27 protein-coding genes are annotated in these 25,519 nt (G+C 68.4%); 23 read left to right on the top strand and 4 right to left on the bottom strand.

The genetic code is table 11. From position 1 onward, the window contains the following. Positions 1-44: 44 nt before the first annotated feature. The 21 genes from metK (at position 45) to SLG_RS16395 (ending at position 19,331) form a co-directional block, all read left to right on the top strand. Entirely contained in the window at positions 45-1,253 is a 1,209-nt protein-coding gene (gene metK / locus SLG_RS16495; RefSeq protein WP_014077641.1) for a methionine adenosyltransferase, read from the top strand. A 159-nt stretch (positions 1,254-1,412) separates the two neighbouring features. Continuing rightward, positions 1,413-2,126, top strand: a complete 714-nt coding sequence (gene trmB, locus SLG_RS16490; RefSeq protein ID WP_014077640.1) for a tRNA (guanine(46)-N(7))-methyltransferase TrmB — start codon at positions 1,413-1,415, stop codon at positions 2,124-2,126. 126 nt (positions 2,127-2,252) lie between these two features. Next, a complete protein-coding gene (locus SLG_RS21820) occupies positions 2,253-2,846 on the top strand; it encodes a hypothetical protein (RefSeq protein ID WP_014077639.1) in 594 nt (197 codons plus the stop codon). Positions 2,847-2,937: 91 nt separating this feature from the next. Beyond that, the gene (locus SLG_RS16480; RefSeq protein ID WP_041393573.1) at positions 2,938-4,221 is read left to right on the top strand and encodes a DNA-packaging protein; all 1,284 of its coding nucleotides are present in this window, start codon (positions 2,938-2,940) and stop codon (positions 4,219-4,221) included. Between the two features lie 97 nt (positions 4,222-4,318). Beyond that, the gene (locus SLG_RS16475; protein WP_014077637.1) at positions 4,319-5,026 is read left to right on the top strand and encodes a helix-turn-helix transcriptional regulator; all 708 of its coding nucleotides are present in this window, start codon (positions 4,319-4,321) and stop codon (positions 5,024-5,026) included. A gap of 177 nt (positions 5,027-5,203) precedes the next feature. After that, positions 5,204-6,349 carry a phage portal protein gene (locus SLG_RS16470; protein ID WP_014077636.1) on the top strand — a complete coding sequence of 382 codons (1,146 nt, stop codon included), beginning with the start codon at positions 5,204-5,206 and terminating at the stop codon, positions 6,347-6,349. Beyond that, positions 6,346-6,819 carry an HK97 family phage prohead protease gene (locus tag SLG_RS16465; RefSeq protein ID WP_014077635.1) on the top strand — a complete coding sequence of 158 codons (474 nt, stop codon included), beginning with the start codon at positions 6,346-6,348 and terminating at the stop codon, positions 6,817-6,819. Before SLG_RS16470 ends, SLG_RS16465 begins: the two co-directional genes overlap by 4 nt. Positions 6,820-6,936: 117 nt before the next feature. Continuing rightward, on the top strand, positions 6,937-8,076 hold the full coding sequence (locus tag SLG_RS16460; protein WP_014077634.1) for a phage major capsid protein: 1,140 nt from the start codon (positions 6,937-6,939) through the stop codon (positions 8,074-8,076). A gap of 105 nt (positions 8,077-8,181) precedes the next feature. Continuing rightward, positions 8,182-8,721 (top strand): head-tail connector protein, encoded by a 540-nt coding sequence (locus SLG_RS16455; protein ID WP_014077633.1) that lies wholly within the window; start codon positions 8,182-8,184, stop codon positions 8,719-8,721. Continuing rightward, entirely contained in the window at positions 8,718-9,113 is a 396-nt protein-coding gene (gene gp17, locus SLG_RS16450; protein WP_014077632.1) for a tail completion protein gp17, read from the top strand. Before SLG_RS16455 ends, gp17 begins: the two co-directional genes overlap by 4 nt. 49 nt (positions 9,114-9,162) lie before the next feature. Further along, positions 9,163-9,570, top strand: a complete 408-nt coding sequence (locus SLG_RS16445; RefSeq protein ID WP_014077631.1) for a phage major tail protein, TP901-1 family — start codon at positions 9,163-9,165, stop codon at positions 9,568-9,570. Next, positions 9,567-9,881 (top strand): gene transfer agent family protein, encoded by a 315-nt coding sequence (locus SLG_RS16440; protein WP_014077630.1) that lies wholly within the window; start codon positions 9,567-9,569, stop codon positions 9,879-9,881. Before SLG_RS16445 ends, SLG_RS16440 begins: the two co-directional genes overlap by 4 nt. Continuing rightward, entirely contained in the window at positions 9,878-10,093 is a 216-nt protein-coding gene (locus SLG_RS16435) for a phage tail assembly chaperone (protein ID WP_014077629.1), read from the top strand. The genes SLG_RS16440 and SLG_RS16435 overlap by 4 nt, the downstream gene beginning before the upstream one ends. A 7-nt stretch (positions 10,094-10,100) precedes the next feature. After that, complete coding sequence (locus SLG_RS16430; protein WP_041393569.1) at positions 10,101-10,679, top strand: hypothetical protein; 579 nt, start codon at positions 10,101-10,103, stop codon at positions 10,677-10,679. An 81-nt stretch (positions 10,680-10,760) separates the two neighbouring features. Then, positions 10,761-13,091 (top strand): DUF2460 domain-containing protein, encoded by a 2,331-nt coding sequence (locus SLG_RS16425; RefSeq protein ID WP_014077627.1) that lies wholly within the window; start codon positions 10,761-10,763, stop codon positions 13,089-13,091. Beyond that, complete coding sequence (locus tag SLG_RS16420) at positions 13,088-13,909, top strand: DUF2163 domain-containing protein (protein ID WP_014077626.1); 822 nt, start codon at positions 13,088-13,090, stop codon at positions 13,907-13,909. Before SLG_RS16425 ends, SLG_RS16420 begins: the two co-directional genes overlap by 4 nt. Positions 13,910-13,912: 3 nt before the next feature. After that, the gene (locus SLG_RS16415; RefSeq protein ID WP_014077625.1) at positions 13,913-14,326 is read left to right on the top strand and encodes a hypothetical protein; all 414 of its coding nucleotides are present in this window, start codon (positions 13,913-13,915) and stop codon (positions 14,324-14,326) included. 4 nt (positions 14,327-14,330) lie between these two features. Then, entirely contained in the window at positions 14,331-16,556 is a 2,226-nt protein-coding gene (locus SLG_RS16410) for a phage tail protein (protein WP_014077624.1), read from the top strand. A 39-nt stretch (positions 16,557-16,595) separates the two neighbouring features. Next, the gene (locus SLG_RS16405) at positions 16,596-17,093 is read left to right on the top strand and encodes a DUF2793 domain-containing protein (RefSeq protein WP_014077623.1); all 498 of its coding nucleotides are present in this window, start codon (positions 16,596-16,598) and stop codon (positions 17,091-17,093) included. Between the two features lie 200 nt (positions 17,094-17,293). Beyond that, positions 17,294-18,358, top strand: a complete 1,065-nt coding sequence (locus tag SLG_RS16400; protein WP_014077622.1) for an OmpA family protein — start codon at positions 17,294-17,296, stop codon at positions 18,356-18,358. Between the two features lie 235 nt (positions 18,359-18,593). Continuing rightward, positions 18,594-19,331, top strand: coding sequence for a Bax inhibitor-1/YccA family protein (locus SLG_RS16395; protein ID WP_041392147.1), 738 nt, complete (start codon positions 18,594-18,596; stop codon positions 19,329-19,331). 102 nt (positions 19,332-19,433) lie between these two features. Here SLG_RS16395 and SLG_RS16390 read toward each other — a convergent pair whose 3' ends face one another. The 4 genes from SLG_RS16390 to SLG_RS16375 all read right to left on the bottom strand — a co-directional run bounded on the left by SLG_RS16390 (position 19,434) and on the right by SLG_RS16375 (position 23,701). Beyond that, entirely contained in the window at positions 19,434-20,075 is a 642-nt protein-coding gene (locus tag SLG_RS16390; RefSeq protein WP_014077620.1) for a glutathione S-transferase family protein, read from the bottom strand. Positions 20,076-20,099: 24 nt separating this feature from the next. Beyond that, entirely contained in the window at positions 20,100-20,810 is a 711-nt protein-coding gene (locus SLG_RS16385; protein WP_051003794.1) for a DUF7379 domain-containing protein, read from the bottom strand. A gap of 202 nt (positions 20,811-21,012) precedes the next feature. After that, complete coding sequence (clpA, locus tag SLG_RS16380) at positions 21,013-23,346, bottom strand: ATP-dependent Clp protease ATP-binding subunit ClpA (protein WP_014077618.1); 2,334 nt, start codon at positions 23,344-23,346, stop codon at positions 21,013-21,015. Positions 23,347-23,491: 145 nt separating this feature from the next. Beyond that, positions 23,492-23,701: a DUF1192 domain-containing protein gene (locus SLG_RS16375; RefSeq protein ID WP_014077617.1), complete on the bottom strand. Its 210-nt coding sequence runs from the start codon at positions 23,699-23,701 to the stop codon at positions 23,492-23,494. A gap of 139 nt (positions 23,702-23,840) precedes the next feature. Between SLG_RS16375 and SLG_RS16370 the strand changes: the two genes are divergently transcribed. Next, on the top strand, positions 23,841-24,839 hold the full coding sequence (locus SLG_RS16370) for an NAD(P)H-quinone oxidoreductase (RefSeq protein WP_014077616.1): 999 nt from the start codon (positions 23,841-23,843) through the stop codon (positions 24,837-24,839). Continuing rightward, positions 24,839-25,459: a glutathione S-transferase family protein gene (locus SLG_RS16365; RefSeq protein WP_014077615.1), complete on the top strand. Its 621-nt coding sequence runs from the start codon at positions 24,839-24,841 to the stop codon at positions 25,457-25,459. The genes SLG_RS16370 and SLG_RS16365 overlap by 1 nt, the downstream gene beginning before the upstream one ends. Positions 25,460-25,519 lie beyond the last annotated feature (60 nt).

Below are 25,519 nucleotides of genomic sequence, written 5' to 3'. Positions count from 1 at the left end.
ACCGCGGCCATGTCAGAGCCGCTAGAAGAAAGGTGCGTTCCCCGATGCGTTCGAGCTATCTCTTCACGTCAGAATCAGTGTCGGAGGGTCATCCAGACAAGGTGTCGGATCAGATCAGCGATGCAATCGTCGACCTGTTCCTGAGCAAGGACCCCGAGGCCCGCGTGGCGTGCGAGACGCTCACCACCACCCAGCTCGTGGTGCTTGCCGGCGAGATCCGCTGCAAGGGCGTCTACGAGAACGGGGAATGGGCGCCCGGCGCGCTCGAGGAAATCGAGAAGGCCGCGCGCGATACCGTGCGCGAGATCGGCTATGAGCAGTCCGGCTTCCACTGGGAAACGCTGACCTTCGAGAACCACCTGCACGGCCAGAGCGCGCATATCGCACAGGGCGTGGACGCCTCGGGCAACAAGGACGAAGGCGCCGGCGACCAGGGCATCATGTTCGGCTTCGCCTGCGACGAGACGCCGGACCTCATGCCCGCGACGCTCTATTATTCCCATCGCATCCTGCACCGCATGGCACAGGACCGCCACTCGGGCGCGGCTCCCTTCCTGGAGCCCGATGCCAAGAGCCAGGTGACCCTGCGCTTCGAGAACGGCGTGCCGGTCGCCTGCACCGCGATCGTCGTCTCCACCCAGCATGCGCCGGGCTATGACAAGGGCGAGAAGGAAGCCGAGCTGAAGGCCTATGTGAAGAAGGTCGTCGCCGACATCATCCCGGCCGAACTGCTCTCCGACGAGACGGTCTACCACATCAACCCGACCGGCAGCTTCGAGATCGGCGGGCCGGACGGCGACGCGGGCCTCACCGGCCGCAAGATCATCGTCGACACTTATGGCGGCGCGGCCCCGCATGGCGGCGGCGCGTTCAGCGGCAAGGACCCGACCAAGGTGGACCGCTCGGCCGCCTACATCACCCGCTATCTCGCCAAGAACATCGTGGCGGCGGGCCTCGCCAAGAAGTGCACCATCCAGCTTGCCTACGCCATCGGTGTCGCCAAGCCGCTCTCGCTCTATGTCGACACGCACGGCACCGGCACGGTGAGCGACGACAAGATCGAAGCGGCGATCGGCAAGATCGAGAAGCTGGGCGGCATGACCCCGCGCGGCATCCGCACGCATCTCGGCCTCAACAAGCCGATCTACAAGCGCACGGCGGCCTACGGGCACTTCGGCCGCAATGCCGAGGGCGACTTCTTCCCCTGGGAGCGGACCGACCTCGTCGAAGACATCAAGGCCGCACTGGGCTGACGCTGCTTCCCTCGCCGGGGAGCGCGGCATCGCAGACTGACAGGAAGGCGCTCGCGATCATGCGGGCGCCTTTTCCTTTGCAGGCGCAAGGCCATCGCGGGAAGGGCGCGGCGCCCGGCCCCTCTTGCGCTCGGCGCGGCAGGGAGTAGGAACGCGCCGATGACTGCTTTCAAAACCGGCGATCCGACCACGCTCAACCGTCTTTACGGGCGCCAGTCCGGCCACAAGCTGCGGGCGGGGCAGCAGGCGCTGGTCGAGGAACTGCTGCCGGCAATCAGCGTGCCCGAGGACGGGGAGATCACCGCGACGCGGCTGTTCGGCCCGAGCGCCTTTGGCGAGCGGCCCCTGCATTTCGAGATCGGCTTCGGATCGGGCGAGCATCTCGCTTACCGGGCGGACATGCTGCCGGATCACGGCTTCATCGGCTGCGAACCCTTCCTCAATGGTGTGGTCGGGGCGCTGGGGCATGTGCGCGACAGGCACCTGGCCAATGTCCGCCTGCACATGGGCAATGCGCTCGACGTGCTGGCGCGCATTCCCGACGGAGCGCTGAGCTTCGTCTACCTGTTGCATCCCGATCCATGGCCCAAGGCGCGCCATGCCAAGCGGCGAATGATGAACAAGGGCCCGGTGGACCTCATTGCCGCCAAGCTGAAGCCGGGCGGGGAATTCCGCTTCGGCACCGATCATCCGGTCTATCTGCGCTGGGCGCTGATGACGATGCGCGGGCGGACCGACTTCGAATGGCTGTGCGAGACGCCGCGCGACTTCCTCCAGCGCCCCGGCGGTTGGCCCGAAACCCGCTATGAAGCGAAAGCGCGCCAGAAGGGGCATGAGGTCTGGTACTTCCGGTATCGGCGGCGGCCAGACTAACCTATTTGGAACTTTCATGTTGACATCGTGACGCTATCTGGTTAGAGAAGCGCAACATCGCAATTCGAGTCAGTCGGCGGCGCGGGGCGCCAGCCTGGACGGCTCCAGTCAACAGGACATCGTCGGATGAAGGATCGCCAAGACGGCACGGCCGGTCGCGCCGCGCGTCCGGGCCGCCGCTCTCGCTGGTCGGGGCGGCGCAGGTCGCTCTTCCTGAGCGCGCTCGCCGCCTACCCCAATGTGGCGGCGGCCGCACGCGCGGCGGGCGTCAGCCGCTCGGGTGCCTATGAACTCAAGGCACGGGACGAGATCTTCGCATGGCAATGGCGCGCGGCGGTGGACGATGGCTATTCCGAACTCGAATTGTCGCTGATGCTGCAGGCGTTGAAAGGCACGGTGCGGACCGAAGTGGTTTTCGACGGCGCGACCAGCAGCGTGAAGCAGATCAAACTGACTCGCGCCCCGGCGCCCATGCTGGGGCTTCGGCTGCTCGAGGCGCATCGATCAGCGCGACCCGATCGCGGCGCGGCGGCGGCTGGCGGGGACGCGGAGGACGCGGACGCAGCAGCGGTGGTGGAGCGGCTGCTCCAGGACATGGACGTGGTATATGAGCGCCTGCAGGAGCCCTGCGGCGACGCGGACGCAATGGCGGAAGGCGAGGCTGAATCGGACGAGACGGAACCGAGCGGGATGGAATCGGGTGAGGCGGAACGTGACTGACGTCTGGCAGGGGAAGGGCCGGGCACACCGGCTCCGGTCCGGAGGCCAGTCGGGCCTACACGCGCTTTCCCTTTACGAACGCGTTGCCTGGCTGGAACGGGCGAAGCGTCAGGATGCGCTCGACCGGCTTGGCGCGGGCACGCGACGGGCGTTGATGGAGGGCTGGGCCTGCCGGGCGCGCCCGGCGCAGCTCCCGCCGCCGGGCGACTGGTTCGTCTGGCTCATCATGGCAGGACGCGGCTTCGGCAAGACGCGCGCCGGCGCGGAATGGGTGCGCGCCATCGCCGAAGCGGACCACACGGCCCGCATCGCGCTGGTGGCGGCCAGCCTGCACGAAGCGCGCAGCATCATGGTGGAAGGCGAAAGCGGCCTGCTGGCGATCGCGCCGGCCGGCCGGCGGCCGCACTGGCACCCCGCCTTGCGCCAGCTCGTCTGGCCCGGCGGCGCGCGTGCGACGATCTATGGCGCGAGCGAGCCGGATACGCTGCGCGGGCCGCAGCACAGCCATGGCTGGGCGGACGAGATCGCCAAATGGCCGCGCGGCATCCGCGCCTGGGACAATCTGGTGATGGGGCTGCGGCTGGGCCGGCGCCCGAGGATCGTCGCGACGACGACACCGCGCCCGGTGGCGCTGGTGCGACGGCTGGCGAGCGACCCGGCGGTTGCTGTGACGCAGGGCCGGATGCGCGACAACCGCGCCATGCTGCCCCGACAGTTCGTGCGGGAAATGGACCGCAGCTTCGCGGCCACGCGGCTCGGCCGGCAGGAGCTGGACGGGGAATTGCTGCTCGATACGCCGGGCGCGCTCTGGACGCGCGACCTGCTGGACCGATGCCGCTTGGCAGGGCCGGTGCCTTCGCCCGGCGATCTCGTGCGGGTGGTCGTGGGCGTCGATCCGCCGGCAAGCGAGCATGGCGACGCATGCGGGATCGTGGTGGCGGCGCTCGATGCCGATGGCGGCGCGCTGGTGCTGGAGGATGCGACAGTCGAACAGGCGAGCCCGCAACGCTGGGCGCAGGCGGCGGCTGCCGCGGCGGCGCGGTGGAATGCGGACAGGGTCGTGGCCGAGGCCAATAATGGCGGCGCGATGGTGGCAGCCGTGCTGCGCGCGGCCGACATCGCGCTGCCGGTCCGTCTCGTCCATGCCTCGCGCGGCAAGAGCGCGCGGGCCGAGCCGGTGGCGGCGGCCTACGAGGCCGGACGGGTGCGCCACGCGGGCTTGTTCGCCGCGCTGGAGGACCAGCTTTGCGGCATGATGATCGGCGGAGGCTATGAGGGGCCGGGCCGCTCGCCCGACCGGGCGGACGCGCTGGTGTGGAGCCTCGCCGACCTCCTCGCGCCGGGTGGAGCCAAAGCCCGGCTCAGGCGCCTTTGAAACGGGACGTACCGGGCGCCGCTCCGGTTATTGACTTGCTTTTGGGACGGGAAGGGCGGACGATCGCCGGACTGCAGGGCTGCGGGAGGAGCCCGGGGTGGACGACATCTTGAAAAGGATTGCGGGTGCTACGACCCTGCCGCTGCTCTGGCGGCAGATGACCCGTTATTACCATCGCCACGGCTTCGGCGGGGTGAGCTATTACTGGGTGCGCACGACGACCAATCTGCCCGCCAGCGTCCCGCTGCAATATGGCTTCTCCAAAAGCGAGATCGAGCTTTATCTCTCGTTCGATTTCCAGCGGCTCGACATCGTGCCGCGCGCGGCGCTGGCCGCCGGCATGCCGATCCGCTGGAGCGACATCTGGAAGAACAGCGAACTGACCGGCGAGGAACGCGAGTTCCTGGCCGCGATGAGGACGATCGACTTCACCGACGGCTTCTCGCTGCCCTGCTATGGCCCCAACAGCCGCAACGCGGTGGTCGGCATCGGGAAGATGACGGAGCAGACCGACATCAGCCCGAGCCACCTCTCCCTGCTACACTTTGCGGCGCAGGCGGCGCATCTGCGCATCTGCACGCTGTTTGCCGACGAGGTGGTCCGCGACCGGCAGCTCTCCACGCGGGAGAAGGAAATCCTCGACTGGGTGGCGCGCGGCAAGAGCAACAATGTGATCGCCGAGATTCTCGCCATCTCGCCGGGAACGGTCGATACCTACATGCGGCGCATCTACGAGAAGCTGGAAGTCTCCGACCGGACCTCCGCCGCCGTGAAAGGCGTGGGACTGGGGCTGATCGCGGCCTGACCTGCGCTGCCGCTGCGGTTGCGAACCGCGCGGCGCGGTGAAGGGTGGCTGCGGACGTTTTTCATAGAGACCGGAATCCATGACGGACGGCCCACATGGGCCTCGTGCGGGCTTTCGCCCGGCCGGCAGTGGTTCTGCCTGCCTGACATTCCTCTGCTCCGGAGAAGGAGACAATCATTGAAATGGTTTGGACGCAAGGCCGCGCCGGCAGAGGCGCGACCACCGCTGGCGCGCGCGTGGATCGGCCCGGGCTGCTCGGGCTCGGGCGCCTGGCCGCAGGATTATGCGGCGCAGCTCAAGGCGGCGGTGACCGTCAATCCCGTGGCGCAGCGCGCGCTGCGGCTGGTCAGCGAGGCCGTCGGCAGCGCAGCGCTGAGCGCGACGGCGGACAATGCCGGCGATGCGCGGGACGCGCTGCGCCTCGTCCAGCACCGTTCGGCGGGACAGGGGCTGCTGGAGACGCTCGCGGCGCATGTGCTCGTCCATGGCAATGGCTATGCGCAGATCAGCCATGGCCCGGACGGACGGCCCGCCGGCCTCTATGCGCTGCGGCCGGACCGGATCACGATCGAGCAGGACATGCAGGGCTGGCCGGTCGCCTATCGCTACCGGGCGGGCGAGCGGCTGCTGCGCTACCCGGGCGAGGACGCTGCCGGGAGGACGGCGGTGATCCATGTGAAGGCGCTCAACCCGGGCGATGACCTGCTGGGGCTGGGTTGCCTGTGCGCGGCGGCGGGCGCCGTCGCCATCCACAATGCGGCGACGGCCTGGAACAAGGCACTGCTGGACAATGCCGCTCGCCCCTCCGGCGCGCTGGTCTACGATCCCAAGGATGGCAGCGCGCTCTCCTCCGACCAGTTCGACCGGCTGAGGGCGGAGCTGGAAAGCGCTTTCCAGGGGCGGGAGAATGCCGGGCGGCCGATGCTGCTGGAAGGCGGCCTCTCCTGGCAATCGATGAGCCTGTCACCCGCCGACATGGACTTCGTGCAATTGAAGGCGGCGGCGGCGCGCGACATCGCGCTTGCCTTCGGCGTGCCGCCAGTGCTCGTCGGCCTGCCGGGCGACAGCACTTATTCCAATTACCGCGAGGCCAACAAGGCGCTCTGGCGCCAGAGTGTCCTGCCGCTGGCGGACAAGATCCTCGGCGCGCTGGCGCAGGGGCTGGGCGACTTCATGCCGGGCCTGACGCTCGGCGTGGACATGAACCGCGTGCCCGCCCTGGTCGATGACCGTACGCTGCTCTGGGAACAGGTCGGCGCGGCCGATTTCCTGAGCGCGGAAGAGAAGAAGGCGATGCTGGGCATCGAGGCGGCCGGCGCATGAGGGCGGGCAAGGGCAGCGCGCCGGTGCGCTTCGCGGGCTATGCCGCGATCTTCGCGCGGCCGGACAATGGCGGGGACGTCATCAGCCCCGGTGCCTTCGCGGCAAGCCTTGCCCGGCGCGGCAAGGACGGCCTGCCACTGCTCTGGCAGCATCGGGCGGACCAGCCCGTCGGGCGGATCGACACGGCAAGCGAGGACGGGCGCGGGCTGCGGGTGATCGGCACGATCGACGGCGCGAGCGAGACCGGCCGGCGCGCGGCGGCGCTGGTGCGCGCGGGACGGATCGACGGCCTGTCGTTCGGCTACCGCGTGGTCGCGGCGCAGGGCGCGCAGCCCCGGCGGCTGGATGCGCTCGACCTGGTGGAAGTGAGCCTCGTCACGCACCCGATGCAGCCGCTTGCCCGCGTGCATGCGGTGGAGGGGGAAGTGCCTCTCCCTGCCGGGACGGCGGGCCGGCGGGGCGGGCCCTGAGGGCGATCGCCTTCGCGCGCGAAGGACAGGCTTTTCCGCGCTGCCGCGAGGCGCGCGCACGATCGATCGACGGGGCCCGCAAGGGCCCCCTTCTTTTTGACCAAGGAGACGTGAACCATGCTGGAAGTGAAAGCCGATGCGCTCGAGGAGAGCTTCGACGCGGTGCTGCAGGCAGACCGTATTGCCGGGATCGAGGCGCGCATGGACGCGCTCGACGATGCCGTGAGGACGCAGGCGACCAGGGCCGCCCGCCCGCCGCTCGACGGCGCCAAGGGCAGCGAGACCGATCCGGCGCGGGCCGCCTTCACGGAGCGTTATCTGCGCCGGGGCATCGAGGCCGGCGTGGAACTGAAGAGCTTCTCCGGTGCGAGCGGCGGCAGCGGCGGCTATGCCGTGCCGCGCGAGATCGACGAGATGATCGAGGCGACGCTCAAGTCCATCTCGCCCATCCGCGCGATTGCCAATGTCGTTCGCACCGGCTCGGCGGGCTATCGCAAGCTGGTGACGACCGGCGGCATCGTGTCCGGCTGGGCATCCGAGACCGGCGCGCGCGCCGAGACGGCGACGCCGACCTTCCAGGAAATCGCGCCGTCCTCCGGCGAGCTGTTCGCCAATCCGTCGGCGAGCCAGGCGATGCTGGACGACGCGCAGTTCGACGTGGAAGGCTGGCTGGCGCAGGAAATCGCGCAGGAATTCGCCAGGGCGGAAGGCGCCGCCTTCGTCGGCGGGGACGGCACGAACAAGCCCAAGGGCTTCCTGACCTACGCCACGACCGCCCAGGCGGACGGCGCGCGCGCCTTCGGTACGCTGCAATATGTGCCCTCGGGCGCGGCCGGCGGCTTCCCGGCGAGCAATCCGCAGGACCGGCTGATCGACCTCGTCCAGTCGCTCCGGGCGCCGTATCGGCAGGGCGCGGCGTTCGTGATGAACTCGGCGACGCTGGCGCGTATCCGCAAGTTCAAGACCAGCGACGGCGCGTTCCTGTGGCAGCCGGGGCTCGCCGCAGGCCAGCCGGCGACGCTGCTCGGCTATCCGGTGATCGAGGCGGAAGACATGCCCGATCTCGCCGCGAACAGCCTCTCGATCGCCTTCGGCAATTTCACGCATGGTTATGTGATCGCCGAGCGCGCCGAGACGAGCATCCTGCGCGACCCCTTCACCAACAAGCCGTTCGTGCACTTCTATGCCGTCAAGCGGATCGGCGGCGCGGTGTCGAACAGCGAGGCCATCAAGCTCATGAAGTTCGCCGAGAGCTGAGCATCGCGCCGGGCCCCGCCCGGTGCAGCGCCATGCCGGTTCCTCCCCGCCGGCATGGCGCTTTTCCCTTCTCCCGCGATCATCACGCGAAAGGCGCACTCCCTCATGACTGTCACGATCTCGACCGGCGGGCCGCTCGCGGTGCCGCTCGACGACCTCAAGGCCTATCTGCAGATCAGCCTGCCCGACGAGGATGCGGCACTGACCGGCCTCATCCGCGCCGCCAGCGAAACGGCGGAGCGCTTTATCGGCCAGCTGCTGATCGTGCGGCCGGTGGACGAGATCGTCCCCGCCGTCAGCGCATGGCGGTCGCTGGCGATCCGGCCAGTGCAGGCGATCACGGCAGTCTCCGGCATTCCGGCAGAGGGCGCGGAGTTCGCCTTGCCGGTCGAAAACTACACGCTCGACATCGGCGCGGACGGCACAGGGCGCGTGCGCGTCGCCAATCCCGGCGCCGCAGGGCGCATCCGCGTGACTTATGTCGCGGGGCTCGCAAGCGAGGCAGCGGCCCTGCCGGACGCGATCCGCCATGCCATCGTGCGGCTGGCAGGCGAGCGCCATGCGCGGCGCGAAGGGCTGGAAACGGACCTGCCGGCATCGGTCAGCGCGCTGCTGCGGCCCTGGCGGCGCATGGTGCTGGCATGAGCGGCGCCGTTGCCGTGCGCGGCGCGATCCTCGCGGCGTTGCGGGAAGACGCGGCGCTCATGGCGCTGGTCAACCTTGTCGCCGATGGCGAGCGGATGAAGGCCAGCCCCCCCTGGCTGCTGGTCGGCGACCCGACGGGAACCGGCTGGGGCGCGCGGGGCGTGGACGGGCTGGCGTTGCGGCAGCCGCTGCTACTGACGGTGCGCAGCGACGATTCCGCCCGGATGGCGTCCGTGCTGGAGCGGATCGACAGCGTGCTTCGCGCCATGGAGGGCGATCTGGGCGCGTGGCGAATCACCAGCCTGCACCGGGCGCGCACGAGCATTGCCCATGGGCGGACGGCCTGGCGCGCGAGCCTCGATTATGCCGTGCGGATCGCACGGCTGCACTGACGAAGCGCCCCGGCTCTCTCACATCATCACGAAGCGAAAGGAAGACCCCATGGCAGTGGAGAAGGGCAGCGCATTCCTGCTCAAGATCGGCGACGGCGGTGCGCCGGTGACTTACGCGACCATCGCCGGGCTGCGCGCGACGCAGCTCTCCGTGAACGGCGAGGCCGTGAACATCACGTCCAAGGATTCGGGCGGCTGGCGGCAATTGCTGCCGGGCGCGGGCGTACGCTCGGTGAGCGTGTCGGGCGCGGGCATCTTCACCGGATCGGCGGCGGAAGTGCGGCTGCGCGACCATGCGCTGGGCGGCGCCATCGACGACTATGAGCTGAGCTTCGAAAGCGGGGAGCGGCTGCGCGGCCGCTTCCTCGTGACGCGGCTCGATTATGCCGGGGACTATAATGCCGAGCGGACCTACACGCTCAGCCTGGAAAGCTCCGGTCCGGTGAGCGCGCTGTGAGCGGCGCCAATCCTGCCCGCGGCGAGGCCATGTTGCGCGTCGGCGACCGGCTGATGACGGTGCGCCCCAGCTTCGCCGCGCTGGTGGCGGCGGAAAGCGAGACGGGGCCGCTGTTGGCGCTGGTCGACCGGGCGGCCGAGGGGCGACTGACGCTCGCGGAGATGGAAGCGCTGCTCTGGCATTGCCTTGTCGACCGGCCGAAGACGATGGCGCGGGCCACGCTGGGCGAGGCGCTGCTGGCGAAGGGTCTGGGCGCCGCCATGCCGGCGATCCGCGCGATCCTGCGGCAGGCACTGGCCGGCGGGCAATGAGCTTCGCGCAGGCGGCGCGACGGCTCGCGGGGCAGGCGGGCCTGCTGCTCGGCTGGCGCCCGAACGAATTCTGGCGCGCCACGCCTGACGAACTGGCCGACGCCTTCGCCGCGCTGCGGGCGATCGGCGATGCGAGCGGCGTGGGCGGGGCGGGTCATCCGCTGGACCGGGCCTCGCTTGGGCAATTGATGGAGGCACATCCCGATGAATGAGCGCGCGATGGACGAGGACTGGCCGAATGACGGCGACTGGCAGACGGCGCAGGCGGAGCTGGCGCGCACGCGCGGCGAGGCCGCCGGACTGCGCGACGAGATCGCCCAGCTTGCCTCCGGCGCCGAGCGGGCAAGCCGGACGATCGAAGCCGGCCTGCTGCGCGCGGTGAGGACGGGGCGCTTCGGCTTCGAGGATCTGGGCAAGGTCGCGCTCTCCGTGATGGCGCAGATCGCGCAGGCGGCCGTGCGCAACGGCATGAACGCGGCGCTGGGCGGCGGCGGGGCCGGGCAGGCCGGCCTTGCGGGACTGGGGACGAGCCTGGTCGCCGGATTGCTGGGTCTGCCGGGCCGGGCGACCGGCGGGCCGGTCGCGCCCGGCCGCGCCTATCTGGTCGGCGAGCGCGGGCCGGAGCTGTTCCTGCCGACGAGCAGCGGGCAAATCCTGCCCGGCGCGGCCGGGCCGGGCAGCGCGCGGGACGTGCGCGTGGCGATCACCGTCCACGGCAGCGGGCAGGATGCGCCGCGCGCGCTCGCCCGCAGTGTGCGGCAAGTGGCCCGGGCGGTGCGCGGCGCGCTGATGGAATAGCGGCGGGGCCATCCCGGAAAATCGCCATCCGGAAAGCGTGCGGCCCGCGTCGATTCACTTGCGCTATCGGAAGGAAAAACCATGGCTTACTGGCTGGCCGATGCCCGGCGCCATCAGGAGAGCGGCGTCGTCAAGCGTTTCTCGCCGCCGTTCTGGACGGTCGATTTCCCCCGGCCGATGATGGCCTCGGTCGTGACGCAGGGCGCGGACGGACTGCGCATCGACGCGGTGTTCCACGGTTCGGGCGATCTTGCGGGCCTCATCTGGGAGTCGGAGGACCGCTGGGATCATCCGCTGCTGCGCTACGAGACGCGGCGGGACCATGGCGGTTGCCGCCTGTCCTTCCGCTGGCGCAGCGAAGGCATGAAGCCGCTGGATGCGGTCCACGGGCCGACCCTGACCATCGAGGGGCGGGATGCCTCCGGCGCGCCGCGCGCATGGTATGTGCGGCTGTGGAACTACGCGACCGGCGATCCGGAAGATGCGCGGATCACGCTCGATTTCGATGCGCTTAATGGCGGCTTCCTGCTGCCCGACGAAGCCGACGCTGTCCATCCCGGCGACATCGACCGGATGTTCATTTCCCTCGTGCCGCAGGCTTATGACGCGGGCGACACGCTGTTCCCGGAAGCGGCCGAGGCCTGGGTCGAGATCAGCGACATGCGCTGCGATGGCCCCGGTTCGGTGCTCGCCATCGGGGACATCATGGTGCCCGAGCACGGCCTTTCCATCGCGACGGGCTATGACGACGCCTATAATCAGACGCCCGAGCGGCTGCTGCGGCAGGCGCTGGCGCTGGGCTATCGCGGCGCGATCAATCATTATGTCGGCATGAGCCATTATATGCGGCTCGCGCCGGTCTCCGACGGCTTCGAGGCGAGCCTGGCCGGCGGTGCGCTGGCGACGCCCTGTGCGCGCTGGCTCGCGGACTTCGCGGCGCGCTGCGTGGCGTTGGGGTTCGGGCTCATCCTCTCGCTCTCATACGAGCTGTTCGATGCCTATTGCCCGGCGGCGTGGAAGCAGCGGGCCTGGGACGGGGCACCGGCGCTGACCGGATGGGTGCCGCCATCGACCCTGCTCTCCCCGGCCCATGACGGCGCGACGGCCTATCTGGCGGCGGTAGCCCGCGCCTTCGTCGCCATTGCGCGCGACGCGGGGCTGGCGGTGCGGTTCCAGATCGGCGAGCCCTGGTGGTGGATCATGCCGGACGGGCGGCCTTGCCTCTATGACGATGCCGCGCGGCTGGCGCTGGGCGGCGCGCCGCCGGACATCCCGACCGTGCGTGGCCCGCTCGACGCGGCGCAGATCGCCTTGCTCGACGAAGCGGGGGCGTTGCTCGCGGCTTCCACGGCCGCGGTGCGGGAAGCAGTGCTGGACGAAGCAATCGAGGCGGAGACGCTGCTGCTGGTCTATCTCCCGAGCGTGCTCGACCCCGCCGCGCCGGAGCTCAAGCGGGCGAACCTGCCGGTCGGCTGGGCGGCGCCGGCCTTCGACCGGCTGCAGATCGAGGATTATGACTGGGTGACGGAAGGCCGCGTGGCGCTCTCGGCAGCGGGACGCGCGGCGATGAACGCGCGGCTCGGCTATCCCCCCGGTGCGCAGCATTATCTCGCCGGTTTCGTGCCCGCCGGGCTGACGGCGGATGAGACGGCGACGGCCTGGTCGCGGATTGCGGCGGCGGCGGAAGCGGCAATGGAGCGCGGCCATGCCGCGACATTCATCTGGGCACTGCCGCAGGTCGCGCGGGACGGCTTCACATTCTTCGATCTTCAGGGAGACGCCGACGTGCAGGCATTCGACGACATCGCCTTTCCGCTCGACATCGGCCGCCGGGCGCAAGTGGCGCCGACCTTCTCGACGCGCGTGGTCGAGAGCGTGTCCGGCCATGAGCAGCGCAGCACCCAGTGGGCGGACGCGCGGCTCCATTTCGACGCCGGACCGGGCGTGCGCTCCGAAGCGGACATTGCGACGCTGATCGCCTTCTTCCGGGCGCGGCGGGGCGCGGCGCGAGGCTTTCGCTTCCGCGATCCCTTCGATTGCACGTCCGCACCGGCCGAAGACATGGCAAGCGCGACCGACCAGAGCCTCGGCACCGGCGACGGCACGACGGCGCACTTCCGCCTGCTCAAGCGCTATGGCGAAGGACCGGATGCGCAGGTGCGCTTCATCACCCGGCCGGAAGAGGGCACGATCCGGGTCGCGCTGGACAGCGTCGAGCAGGCGGCCGGGTGGCATCATGCCGGCCTCGGCCTGATCGCTTTCGAGACCGCACCCGCTGCCGGCACGAGCGTGACCGCGGGCTTCCTGTTCGACGTGCCGGTGCGGTTCGCGGAGGATCGTCTGGACATCGACCGGGAGACCTTCGCGGCAGGCGCGGTGCCCTCGGTCCCGTTGGTGGAAATCCGGGAATGACCGCGCTGACCGACATGCTCGCCGGGCCGCTTTGCGCCTTCGCCTTCTGCTGGCGGCTGGAACGGCGCGACGGCGTGACGCTTGGCCTTACCAGCCATGACCGGCCGATCACCATGAGCGGGCTCACCTATCGCCCCGCGCCCGGCCTTGTGCCCGGCGCCCTGCTGCGCGGCAGCGACGGCGCGGCGGAATTGACCGACATACGCGGTGCGCTCAGCTCCGCTGCCATCACGCAGGATGACCTCGATGCGGGGCGATGGGACGGCGCGACGTTGCTGCTGCATCTCACCGACTGGGCGCGGCCCGGCGAACTCTGGCTGGAGCTGGCGCGCGGCACGCTGGGCAGCGTCGAGCAGCAGGGCGAAAGCTATTCGGTGGCGCTGCGCTCGCACATCGGGGAAATGCTCGACCGGCCAGTGGCGCCGGTCACCAGCCCCACCTGCCGGGCGCAGCTCGGCGACCGGGCCTGCCGGGTCGACCTGCGGCCGTTGCGCATGATCGTGACGGTGGAAAGCGTGGCGGACGATGCCGTGACATGCGCCGGACTCGGCCCGGGCGCCTATCCCTTCGGCAACCTGCGCTGGCTTGATGGCGCGAATGCCGGGCTGGTGCAGACGATCATCGATCAGGACGACGCGCGGCTCTTCCTGTCGGAACCGCCGCCCTTTCCGGTCGCCGCGGGGAGCCGGGCGCTGCTGACACAGGGCTGCGACAAGCGCCTCGCCACCTGCGCGGCCCGCTTCGCCAACGCCGCCAATTTTCGCGGCGAACCGCATCTGCCGGGCATGGACCTGCTGACGCGCTATCCCGGGAGCTGAACGATGACCCTTCACGACCGTATCGCGGCCGAAGCGCTGGCGCTGGTCGGCGCGCCGTTCCGGCTGCATGGCCGCTCCGAGCGGACGGGGCTGGACTGCGTGGGGCTGGGGGCGCTGGCACTGCTGCGCGCGGGCGTGCCGGTGCATCGCCTGCCGGCCTACCGGCTGCGGGGAACCGCGCCGGACCATGCCGTCGCTGCACTGCGCGAGGCCGGCCTGCTGCCGGCAGCCGAGCCCCGGCCGGGCGACATCCTGCTGGTTCGCAGCGGGCCAATGCAGCTTCATCTCATGATCGAGACCAGCCGGGGGCTGGTCCATGCGCATGCCGGGCTGGGCCGCGCCGTGCTGATGCCGCCGCCATCCCCCTGGCCGCTGCTCGGGCGCTGGCGATGCGCGCCGCGAGAGGAAGGGAGCTAGAGACATGGCGACACTTGTTCTGACGGCGCTGGGCAGCGCGATCGGTGGACCGCTGGGCGCGATCGGCGCGGCTATGGGCGGCGCCATCGGCGCGGTGGCAGGGCAGGCGATCGACGGCCTGATCTTTCGCCCCGGCCCGCAATCCGGCCCGCGCCTGAGCGACCTGCAGGTCCAGACCTCCCGATATGGCGCGCGCATTCCGCGCATCTATGGGACGATGCGCGTGGCGGGCACGGTGATCTGGTCCACCGATCTCATCGAGAGCAGCAGCACCAGCGGCGGGGGGAAGGGGCAGCCGAGCATCACGCGCTACAGCTATTCGGCAAGCTTCGCGGTGGCGCTTTCCTCCCGTCCGATCGCCGGCATCGGCCGCATCTGGGCGGACGGCAACCTGCTGCGCGGCGCGGCAGGCGACTGGAAATCGCCGGTGAGCGCCTTTCGCATCCATCATGGCGGGCAGGACCAGCCGGTCGATCCGCTGATCGCGGCGGATGTGGGCATCGCGGCGGCGCCGGCCTGCCGGGGCTGCGCCTATGTGCTGTTCGAGGGACTGGACCTTGCCGATTTCGGCAACCGCATTCCCTCGCTGACCATCGAGCTGTTCGCGGACGCCGCGCCGCCCGGCATCGCGTCGATCGTCTCCGATCTGGCGGGCGAGCCCGTGGTCCATGCGGGAGACGAGGACGAGCCGCATCTCGCCGGTTTTGCCGCCGAGGGAAGCGATGTGCGCGAGACGGTGGCACCGCTGACGGACGTCTTCGGGATGCGCTGGCGGGAGCGGGAAGGGGCCGTCGCGCTCGGTCGCGGCGCCTGGACGGACCGGACGCTGGCGCGCGCCCACGCGATCCGAAGTCTGGATGGCCGGGCCGTGGAAGAGGGAACGAAGCGCCGGGAGGCCATCGAGACCTTGCCGGCGCGCCTCACCATCCGCCATCATGATCCCGACCGCGACTTCCAGATCGGCAGCCAGTCGGCGGAACGGCCAGGGCCGGGGCCGCGCGAGGAGAACCTCGATCTCCCGGCTGTACTGACCGCGACGCAGGCCCGCACGCTCGCCGGGCAGCGGCTGCGCGCCGCGGGGCGCGAGCGCAGCCACTGCACGCGCGCGATGGACTGGACCGCACTCGATCTCGCCCCGGGCGACATCGTGGCGCTGGAGGGCGAAGCGGGGCGCTGGCTCATCGAGGCGAGCGACTGGGAAGACATGGCCGTGCGCCTGACGCTGCGCGCGGTGCGGGCGGGTGCGCGCCCGGACGCATCCGCAGGCGATCCGGGCGGCATGGTGCGCGAGCCGGACCTGGCGCAGGGGCCGACCAGCCTCGCGATCGTCGAATGGCCGCCGGACGGGGCGACGCTGGCCACGGCGCCGCAGGTCTGCGTCGCGGCGACGGGCGCCGACGCAGGCTGGCGCCGCGCCGCGCTGTTTCGGACCCTCACCGATCCGCCGGGCGACGAACCGATCGGCCGTACCGCGCCCCGGGCCGTGATCGGCACGGCGCTGACCGCGCTGCCGGCCGGCGTGCCGTGGCGCATCGATCGCCATAGCCACATCGAGGTGGAACTCGACAATGCGGCCGACGCGCTGACCTCGATCGATGACGATGCGCTCATCAGCGGTGGCAATCCCTGCCAGATCGGGCAGGAACTGCTGCTGTTCGGAGAGGCCGAACCGCTGGCGCCCCGGCGCTATCGCCTGTCCCGCCTGATCCGCGGCTGGCGCGGCACGGAATGGGCGGCGGTCAACCATGAGGCCGGCGAGCGCTTCCTTCTCCTCGATCCCGCGCGACTCGCGGCCGTGGCGCTGACATCCGCTGATGCGGGACGGTTGCTGACGCTGAAAGCCATCGGCAGCGGCGACCTGACCCCGGCCGTTTCACACAGGGCAATCGAAGGCAGCGCCATGCTGCCGCTCTCTCCGGTGCATGGCCGCGTGCGGCCGGCCGGCGGCGGCGACCTGGCGATCGGCTGGATCAGGCGCAGCCGTCTCGGTTGGCTCTGGTCGGACCATGCCGACAGTCCGCTGGGGGAGGAGACGGAAGCCTATCTGGTGCGGGTGACCGCCGGGGGCATCGTCCTGCGGGAATGGGAAACGGCAACCACCGCCACCCTTTATGGTGCCGCCCAGCGGAGCGCGGACCTACTCGCTGCCGATGGGCATCCGCTGAGGATGGAAATCCGGCAGCGGGGCATGTGGGGCCTGAGCCGCCCGCTCGTGCTCGACATCGCCTGACCTCGCTGCAGACGTTCACGACATCAGGAGGAATTACCCATGGCTACGACCGACCGGCTTGCCCTGCCGCTGCTTGCCGCCGGGCAAGCGCAAAAGGAAATCACGCATAATGAGGCGCTTGCGCTGCTTGATCTGGCGGTTCAGCTCATCGTGGAAAGCGCGGACATCGCCACGCCGCCCGCGGATCCCGGGACGGGCCAGTGCTGGATCGTAGCGACCGGGGCCACCGGCGCATGGCTGGACGCGGAGGGCGCAATCGCCGGCTGGACGAGCCAGGGCTGGCTGTTCCTGCGCCCGGCGGCGGGATGGCGGGCCTGGACAATCGACAGGGGGCATGAACTACGTTTCGACGGATCGGCCTGGGTGGACGGCCTGGCGCGCGAGGATGGCTTCTATGTCGGGGGCGAACGTGTCCTTTCCGCACGCCAGGGCGCCATCGCGGACCCCATAGGCGGCGCGGTGCAGGACGATCAGGCGCGGATCGCTCTACTCGCCATTCTTTCCGCCTTGCGCGCTCATGGCCTTATTTCACTTTGATCGCGGAACGTTTCTTCGGGCCGTTCATTGTTTCACGCCCCGCGTCGCGCCCCTGTTCCCGGTCGTCTTCCATGTGATGAAAACTGCGACATTTCGGCAACAGCGCGCTGGAACCCCCCGGAATCTCCCTTGAATCTACTTTCGCGCAACATTACACCATTGGCGCAGCATTTTCGTCTTAACTCTGAAAGGGGAATGATATGCGGAAGCTTGGCATTGCCATAGCGCTCGCGTCGACTGCGATGGCCTCGCCATCGCTGGCCAAGGACAAGTCCTGGTACATTGGTGCCGAAGTTGGCGCGATGATCGCCGAGGACGCGGACTCGACGTATGATAATGGCGTTACCGCGAACACGCCGCACAAGACCGGCTATGATGCCGGCGGCATGGTCGGCTACGACTTCGGCGGTTTCCGTCTCGAAGCGGAATATTCGCACAAGAAGGCGATGAACAAGCAGACCAACTATTCGAACCTCTCGACGAACCTGTCGGGCGGCCAGATGCGCATCGACTCGCTGATGCTCAACGGTCTGCTCGATTTCGGTCCGGACGATGGTCTGCAGGGCTTCATCGGCGGTGGCGTCGGTATCGCTCGTTCGAAGATCTCTCTCCCCGACACGCGCGATTCGGACAGCGGCTTCGCCTGGCAGGCTCTCGCCGGCGTCCGTTATCCGGTGACCACCAACGTCGATCTGTCGCTGAAGTATCGCTACTTCAACCACGACGACATCAAGCTGCGGAACACCCGTGGCGTGGGTCTCGAGTCCGAGGCAAGCACGCACAGCATCCTGGCGGGCATCATCTACAACTTCGGTGGCGCCGAGCCGGCTCCGCCGCCGCCTCCCCCGCCGCCGCCGCCCCCGCCGCCGCCTCCCCCGCCGCCTCCGCCGCCTCCGCCTCCGCCGGTGGTGCAGTGTGCGCCTGGGCCGTACATCGTGTTCTTCGAGTGGGATAGCGCCGACATTACGCCGGACGCTGCCTCGATCCTCGACAACGCGATCTCGGCTTATGCCAACTGCGGCAGCGCGTCGGTCATGCTGGCCGGTCACGCGGACAAGTCGGGCTCGCCCCGCTACAACATGGGTCTGTCGGCTCGCCGCAACACGGCGGTGCGCGGTTACCTGACCTCGCGTGGCATTTCGGACGGCGTGATTTCGTCCGAGGCCTTCGGTGAGACCCGTCCGCGCGTCGAAACCGCCGATGGCGTCCGTGAACTCCAGAACCGTCGCGTGGAAATCACCTACGGTCCGGGTTCGGGCAACTAAGATACGGATAGGCCGCTCTCGGGCGGTCATCCACAAAGAAGGGGCCGGGCGACCGGCCCCTTTTTTCGTGCCCGCGCGATTTTCCGCGTCCGCGCAGCCGCGCATTTCCGCGCCGGGGCGTCCTGGCGGACCTCTCGCGGGCGCCAAGGGGCCGGTTTTGCTTGAAACGCGGCACCAAAGACATGATATTGCACCCGAATGATTGGCACTGAAGCTGGTCACAAGGAGAATGAACATGGCGAACTGGCCGGATCCCCGGACAACCTCGGCGGGTTTTGGCGGCGTCTCGACGCGCGCGGACGACGCTGCCTTCGATGCAGGTCTGCGGTCCTATATGCTGTCGATCTACAACTATATGGCGAGCGGTGTGCTGGTGACGGGCATCGTCGCCTTGCTGTTCGCGCAGAGCGGCTTTGCTGCGCAGATCCTGCTCGGCCCCGGCCCGTTCAAATATCTGCTGATGTTTGCGCCGCTCGGCTTCGTGATGGTGCTCAGCTTCGGCATCAACAGGCTGCAGACCGGCACCGCGCAAATGCTCTACTGGGCCTATTGCGTCGTGATGGGGCTTTCCATGGCCTCCATCTTCCTGGTCTACACCGGCGAATCCATCGCGCAGACCTTCTTCGCGACGGCGGCGGCCTTTGCGGGCCTCAGCCTCTACGGCTACACCACCAAGCGTGATCTGTCGGGCTTCGGCACGTTCCTGATCATGGGCGTGGTCGGCATCCTGGTCGCGTCGGTCATCAATCTGTTCCTGCAGTCGAGCGCGCTCGGCCTCGTGGTGAGCATCCTGGGCGTGCTGATCTTCGCTGGCCTCACCGCCTATGACACACAGCGGCTCAAGAGCATGTACAGCTATGTCGCGGGCACGGACATGATGGGCAAGGCCGTCATCATGGGTGCGCTGTCGCTGTACCTCGACTTCGTGAACATGTTCATGTTCCTGCTGCGCTTCATGGGCAGCCGCGAATAAGCGCATCCCTTCGGACTGCGACAGAAGGCCCGGCGAACGCAGGTTCGCCGGGCCTTTCTGCATCCGCCAAGTCTCGTCACGACAAGACTGTGGCGAACCCCACTATGATTGCTTCTCCGCTGCGCCTTTCATCTGCGCGATGAGCGCATTGTCGATGTCCTTGGCGCGCTGATAAGCAGGCCTTGCCCGCAGCTGCTCGGCATAGGCACGGAAGGCCGGCCGGTCCGGCATGGTCCCGAACTGCAGGCCCCAGTCGATCTGCGAACCCACATAGACGTCGGCCGCCGTGAAGCGGGGCCCGCAGACATAATCACGCCCCGTGACGGCGCTTTCGAGCGTCTGCATCGCCAGGTCGTAAGTGCCATAGCCAAACATCCGCGCCCGTTCCTCCGAGACCGTGAAGCCCGCCGCCTGATTGGTGACAGCGGCTTCGACCGGCCCGGCCGCGAAGAACAGCCAGCGATAATAATCCGCGCGCTCCTCCGGCCGGGGACCGAGCGAGGCCTCGGGAAAGCACTCCGCCAAATAGACGCAGATCGCCGCACATTCGGTCACGATCTTGCCATCATGAACGATGGCCGGGACCTTCCCCATCGGGTTGAGCGCGAGATAGTCGGGCGATTTCATGCTTCCCGCATAATCGAGCAGATGAGTCTCATAGGGCTGCCCGAGTTCCTCGAGCATCCATCTTATGATCTGTCCGCGCGACATGGGGTTCGTGTAGAACTGGATTGCAGCAGTCATGGGTCACCTCCTGATGAGAACATATCAGGAACAAGTCTCGTTGGCCAGCCGTTCCTCGATGGGGCGCGCATCGTCGCGGAAGAACCGGCCGGTCGCGAGAAAATGCCTGATCTGCAAATGGGCGGAGGGGTGATAGGGCAGCAGGCTGTGGGGCAGGGGCAGGACGATGTGGTCCGCTGCGTCCTGCAGGCGCGTGGAGAGGACGCTGACCTTGCCGTCGCTCGGCAAGGGCACCAGCCGGGCGGCCGCAATCGGCATGATCGGCCTGTCGCCGGCGATGATTCCCACCGGATAGTCGACGCGCCCGAGCAGCGCATCGGTGGCGGCATCCCGTTGGGTGACCAGCGCTTCGGCCGCCTTGCCGAGGATGGGCCGCAGCCAGGGCCGTTGATGGAGGAAATCCGCGATCTCGCTGCCGCCATTGGGCGTGCCGAGCATCACGACGCTGCCGAGATTGGCTGGGCGCTCGCGCGTGATGAGGGCCCGCGCAACCAGCCCGCCCATGGAATGCGCCACGATATGAAGCGGCGCCTCTCCGTCGCCGCACGCCGCGATGCGTGGCAGGAGGCGCTCGCAGATCCGGTCGAGCGGCGTTCCCCAGCTATCATAGGTGATCTCGACCGGCCGATAGCCGGCGCGGCGCAACATGATGGCGAGGGGCCGGTTCATCAGGCCGATCCCGCCGAAGCCGTGCAGAATGACCACCGTGGGCAAGGCGGAAGACGCGTCCGACATCATCCCATGATGACCGGAGCCGGTCCCGGGCGAAAGGGCTGATGGAGGAAGCGTGACCGGTTCGCGCCGGGTCGCAGTCGCGGGGCGGGAAAGATGTCGGTCAGGTGGCGGGCCGTTCCTGACCAGCCGGGCACCGACCTGCGAGAGCGGGTCCGGGCGCTGCGAAGGGTGAGGAAAGCCTGCTTCCCCACCCTTCGTCTCGTCAGCGTGAGGTCGGCGCCGGCGCCTTGCGGCCCTTGCCGCTGGCCTTGCCGGCGGGACCACTCTTGCCGCGCCGGGGCGCCGCGGGCGTGATCTCGAATGTAAGAGCACCATCCTTCAGGCGCACATGCACTTCGCCGCCATTGACCAGCTTGCCGAACAGAAGCTCCTCGGCGAGCGGCTGCTTGATCTTCTCCTGAATGAGCCGGCCCATCGGGCGGGCACCATAGAGCTTGTCATAGCCGCGCGCGGTGAGCCATTCGCGCGCATCATTGTCGAGCGTGATGTGAACGTCGCGGTCCGCCAGCTGCAGCTCGAGCTGAATGACGAACTTGTCGACCACCCGGGAGACCACCTCGGTCGGCAGATAGTCGAACGGCACGATCGCATCGAGACGGTTGCGGAATTCCGGCGTGAAGAGCTTCTTCACGGCTTCTTCCTGCACGTCCTCGCGCGTGGACTCGCCGAAGCCGATCGATTCCTTCGCCATGTCGGACGCGCCGGCATTGGTGGTCATGATGAGGATGACGTTGCGGAAATCGACCGTCTTGCCGTGGTGATCGGTCAGGCGACCATTGTCCATCACCTGCAGCAGGATGTTGAACAGGTCCGGATGCGCCTTCTCGATCTCGTCGAGCAGGAGGACGCAGTGCGGATTCTGGTCGATCGCATCGGTGAGCAGGCCACCCTGATCATAGCCGACATAGCCCGGAGGCGCGCCGATCAGGCGGCTGACCGAGTGCCGCTCCATATATTCCGACATGTCGAAGCGCTGGAGCGGGATGCCGAGCAGCGTGGCCAGCTGCCGGGCAACTTCCGTCTTGCCGACCCCGGTGGGGCCGGAGAACAGATAATTGCCGATCGGCTTGTCCGGATCGCGCAGGCCCGCGCGGGACAGCTTGATCGCGGAGCTGAGCACCCCGATCGCCTTGTCCTGCCCGAAGACGACGCGCTTGAGATCGGTTTCCAGCGATTCCAGCACGCTCTTGTCGTCCGTCGAGACGGTCTTGGGCGGGATGCGCGCCATGGTCGCGATCACGGCCTCGATCTCCTTGGGCGTGATCATCTTCTTGCGCTTGGACGGCGCCACCAGCATCTGCATCGCGCCGACCTCGTCGATCACGTCGATCGCCTTGTCCGGCAGCTTGCGGTCATTGATGTAGCGCGCGGAGAGCTCCACGGCCGCCTTGATCGCGTCGGGCGTGTACTTGACGGCGTGATGGTCCTCGAAAGCCGAGCGCAGGCCCATCAGGATCTTGATGGTATCCTCGACCGTTGGCTCGTTCACGTCGATCTTCTGGAACCGCCGCAGCAGCGCGCGGTCCTTCTCGAAGTGGTTACGGAACTCCTTGTAGGTGGTCGACCCGATGCAGCGGATCGAGCCTCCCGAGAGCGCCGGCTTCAGGAGGTTGGACGCATCCATAGCGCCGCCGGAGGTCGCGCCCGCGCCGATCACCGTGTGGATCTCGTCGATGAAGAGCACCGCGTGCGGCATCTTCTCGAGCTCCGAGACGACGGCCTTCAAACGCTCCTCGAAATCGCCGCGATAGCGCGTGCCGGCCAGCAGCGAGCCCATGTCGAGCGAGTAGATCACCGCTTCCTTGAGGACGTCGGGCACTTCGCCCTGCACGATCTTGCGCGCGAGGCCTTCCGCGATGGCGGTCTTGCCCACACCGGGATCGCCCACATAGAGCGGATTGTTCTTCGAGCGGCGGCAGAGGATCTGGATCGTGCGATCGACCTCGGCACTGCGGCCGATGAGCGGGTCGACCTTGCCGTCCTTCGCCTTCTCGTTGAGGTTGACGGTGAACTGGTCGAGCGCGCCGTCCTTCTTCTTGGTCTCGCCCTTCTTCTCTTCCTCGGCCTGAGGCGGCTTGGGCGGCTCCTGCGTGGCAGCGCCCTTGCCGACGCCGTGCGAGAGATAGCTGACGGCATCCAGGCGGCTCATGTCCTGCTGCTGCAGAAAATAGACCGCATAGCTTTCCCGCTCGGAGAAGAGCGCCACCAGCACGTTGGCGCCGGTCACTTCTTCCTTGCCGGACGACTGGACATGCAGGATGGCGCGCTGGACGACGCGCTGAAAGCCGCTGGTGGGCGAGGGATCGACGCTGCCGGTCACCTTCAGGCTGTCCAGCTCGCTGTCGAGATAATGCGTCACGGTGTCGCCGAGTTCGCCCAGATCGACGCCGCATGCCTGCATCACCTTGGCGGCATGCTCGTCATCGATCAGCGCGAGGAGCAGATGCTCCAGCGTCGCATATTCATGGCTTCGCTCCGTGGCATGGGCCAGCGCATTGTGGAGCGTGGTTTCAAGGGCGGGGGCGAAAGAGGGCATGTCTATCTTACTCCTGCGGCCTGAGAGCCAGGCCACGACCTGACCAATGTCGGAGCCCCCGCGCCTGCCTTCAAGAGCAAGCTGTCAACGACCCGATGCTGCGGAAGCCGATATGCGCCGGAGGGCGATCCTGCTTCCACTCTCCTCATTTTCTGAATAGCGCCTCGGCGCTTGCCTTGTGATTAACCGAGCGCTCGCGCTGCCTGCGGGTCCGCTCGACCTCGGCGGTGAGCAATGCGATCCGCTGATCGAGCTCGGACACGGACAGCCGCTCAAGGTCCTCGCTGGCAAGTTGTGCCGTCAGGCTGCCGGGCCGCGCCCGGGGAAAGGCGTCGTCAGAATCCATTGCCACCATGGTTGCCGCAAAGCGAGACGGTGTCAACGCCGTCGCGACGGCCGCTCTCTCACCGTCTCCTGTCACGCAGGTCTGGCCTTTTCCGCGAGGGCGACTAGACAGGGCGGCAATGCAGGATCAGCAGCCGAGGGGGACGGATATGGCGGTGCCGGGCATGATGCGGGCGGTGGAAATCAAGGCACCGGGAGGCCCCGAGATGCTTGTCGAGACGACGGTGCCGGTGCCCGTGCCGGGGCAGGGGGAAGTGCTGATCGAAGTCGCCGCCGCCGGCGTCAATCGCCCGGACGTGCTGCAGAGACAGGGACGTTATCCGCCGCCGGCCGGCGCTTCGCCGCTGCCGGGTCTGGAAGTCGCCGGCACGATCGCAGCGGTGGGGGCGGGCGTCGATCCCGGTGCGGTGGGACGCCGCGTCTGCTCGCTGGTGGCGGGCGGCGGCTATGCCGAATATGCGCTCGCCGATCATGCCCAGTGCATGCCGCTGCCGCCGGGCCTCGCCATGGAAGAGGCCGCGGCACTGCCCGAGACGCTCATGACCGTCTGGCATAATCTGTTCGAGCGCGCTTATGTGGCGAGCGGCGACCATGTGCTCATCCATGGCGGGACGAGCGGCATCGGCACCATGGCGATCTCGCTCTGCCGCCTGTTCGGCATTACCTCCATCGTCACGTGCGGAAGCGACGGGAAATGCCGTGCCGCGCTGGACTGGGGCGCCGGCCACGCCGTCAATTATCGTGACGAGGATTTCGTCGAGGCGGTGAAGCGCATCACGGGTGGGGCCGGCGTTGATGCCGTGCTGGACATGGTGGGCGGCGATTATCTCCCGCGCAACCTGCAGTGCCTCGCCGAGGACGGGCGGCATGTGTCCATCGCGGTGCTGGGCGGCGCGAAGGCGGAGATACTGATCCCGCAGATCATGACCCGGCGGCTGACCCTGACCGGATCGACTTTGCGGCCGCGCACGAGCGCGTTCAAGGCCCTGCTGGTCGACGAGATCATGCGCACGGCCTGGCCCTTCGTCGCAGAAGGGACGCTGCGTCCGGCGATGGACCGGATATTCCCGCTGGCACAGGCCGCCGACGCGCACAGCCGCATGGAAGCGGGCGAGCATGTCGGCAAGATCGTCCTCAAGGTGCGCTGATGAGTGAGCCCCTGATCCTCCACGAATATGCGCCGTCAGGCAATTGCTACAAGATCAGGCTGACGGCCGCGCTGCTTGGCCTGCCACTCGCGCGGCGGCACTATGACATCATGCGGGGTGAAACCCGGACGCCCGATTTTCTGGCGAATGTGAACGCGAATGGCCGCATCCCGGTGCTGCAGATCGGCGAACGCTTCCTTCCCGAAAGCAACGCAGCTTGCTTCTGGCTCGCGACCGGCTCGGCGCTCATCCCGGATGATCGCTATGATCGCGCCGATATGCTGCGCTGGATGTTCTGGGAGCAGTATAATCACGAGCCGAACATCGCGATGCTGCGCTTCTGGCTGGCCTTTGTGGGAGAAGCGGCGCTCACTGACGCGCAGCGCGGCCAGATCGCCGGTAAGCGCGCGGCCGGGGAAGCGGCCCTCGACCTGATGGCGGCGGAGCTCGACCGGCGCGACTGGCTGGTCGGCGCGACACCGAGCCTCGCGGACGTCTGCCTGTTCGCCTATACCCATGTCGCCGATGCCGGCGGTTTCGACCTCGAACACTGGCCCGCGATTCTGCGCTGGATCGCCCGGGTTGAGGCGCTGCCGGGTTATGTCCCGATAACGGATTGAGCCGGCGCGACTGACGCAGCTTCGTCATAATTCAAGAAAAACTGTCATAATCCTCAGCTA

It is taken from the genome of Sphingobium sp. SYK-6 (assembly GCF_000283515.1).
GTDB lineage: Bacteria > Pseudomonadota > Alphaproteobacteria > Sphingomonadales > Sphingomonadaceae > Sphingobium > Sphingobium lignivorans.
The sequence above is the reverse complement of the archived record's forward strand: the minus strand, read 5'-3'. Positions and strand labels throughout refer to the sequence as shown.

Excerpts from the sequence above, each read along its gene's own strand:
- metK (WP_014077641.1), top strand. The coding sequence starts at position 45 with ATGCGTTCGAGCTATCTCTTCACGTCAGAATCAGTGTCGGAGGGTCAT.
- trmB (WP_014077640.1), top strand. The coding sequence starts at position 1,413 with ATGACTGCTTTCAAAACCGGCGATCCGACCACGCTCAACCGTCTTTAC.
- SLG_RS21820 (WP_014077639.1), top strand. The coding sequence starts at position 2,253 with ATGAAGGATCGCCAAGACGGCACGGCCGGTCGCGCCGCGCGTCCGGGC.
- SLG_RS16465 (WP_014077635.1), top strand. The coding sequence starts at position 6,346 with ATGAGGGCGGGCAAGGGCAGCGCGCCGGTGCGCTTCGCGGGCTATGCC.
- SLG_RS16460 (WP_014077634.1), top strand. The coding sequence starts at position 6,937 with ATGCTGGAAGTGAAAGCCGATGCGCTCGAGGAGAGCTTCGACGCGGTG.
- SLG_RS16455 (WP_014077633.1), top strand. The coding sequence starts at position 8,182 with ATGACTGTCACGATCTCGACCGGCGGGCCGCTCGCGGTGCCGCTCGAC.
- gp17 (WP_014077632.1), top strand. The coding sequence starts at position 8,718 with ATGAGCGGCGCCGTTGCCGTGCGCGGCGCGATCCTCGCGGCGTTGCGG.
- SLG_RS16445 (WP_014077631.1), top strand. The coding sequence starts at position 9,163 with ATGGCAGTGGAGAAGGGCAGCGCATTCCTGCTCAAGATCGGCGACGGC.
- SLG_RS16435 (WP_014077629.1), top strand. The coding sequence starts at position 9,878 with ATGAGCTTCGCGCAGGCGGCGCGACGGCTCGCGGGGCAGGCGGGCCTG.
- SLG_RS16430 (WP_041393569.1), top strand. The coding sequence starts at position 10,101 with ATGGACGAGGACTGGCCGAATGACGGCGACTGGCAGACGGCGCAGGCG.
- SLG_RS16425 (WP_014077627.1), top strand. The coding sequence starts at position 10,761 with ATGGCTTACTGGCTGGCCGATGCCCGGCGCCATCAGGAGAGCGGCGTC.
- SLG_RS16420 (WP_014077626.1), top strand. The coding sequence starts at position 13,088 with ATGACCGCGCTGACCGACATGCTCGCCGGGCCGCTTTGCGCCTTCGCC.
- SLG_RS16415 (WP_014077625.1), top strand. The coding sequence starts at position 13,913 with ATGACCCTTCACGACCGTATCGCGGCCGAAGCGCTGGCGCTGGTCGGC.
- SLG_RS16410 (WP_014077624.1), top strand. The coding sequence starts at position 14,331 with ATGGCGACACTTGTTCTGACGGCGCTGGGCAGCGCGATCGGTGGACCG.
- SLG_RS16405 (WP_014077623.1), top strand. The coding sequence starts at position 16,596 with ATGGCTACGACCGACCGGCTTGCCCTGCCGCTGCTTGCCGCCGGGCAA.
- SLG_RS16400 (WP_014077622.1), top strand. The coding sequence starts at position 17,294 with ATGCGGAAGCTTGGCATTGCCATAGCGCTCGCGTCGACTGCGATGGCC.
- SLG_RS16395 (WP_041392147.1), top strand. The coding sequence starts at position 18,594 with ATGGCGAACTGGCCGGATCCCCGGACAACCTCGGCGGGTTTTGGCGGC.
- SLG_RS16390 (WP_014077620.1), bottom strand. The coding sequence starts at position 20,075 with ATGACTGCTGCAATCCAGTTCTACACGAACCCCATGTCGCGCGGACAG.
- SLG_RS16385 (WP_051003794.1), bottom strand. The coding sequence starts at position 20,810 with ATGTCGGACGCGTCTTCCGCCTTGCCCACGGTGGTCATTCTGCACGGC.
- clpA (WP_014077618.1), bottom strand. The coding sequence starts at position 23,346 with ATGCCCTCTTTCGCCCCCGCCCTTGAAACCACGCTCCACAATGCGCTG.
- SLG_RS16375 (WP_014077617.1), bottom strand. The coding sequence starts at position 23,701 with ATGGTGGCAATGGATTCTGACGACGCCTTTCCCCGGGCGCGGCCCGGC.
- SLG_RS16370 (WP_014077616.1), top strand. The coding sequence starts at position 23,841 with ATGGCGGTGCCGGGCATGATGCGGGCGGTGGAAATCAAGGCACCGGGA.
- SLG_RS16365 (WP_014077615.1), top strand. The coding sequence starts at position 24,839 with ATGAGTGAGCCCCTGATCCTCCACGAATATGCGCCGTCAGGCAATTGC.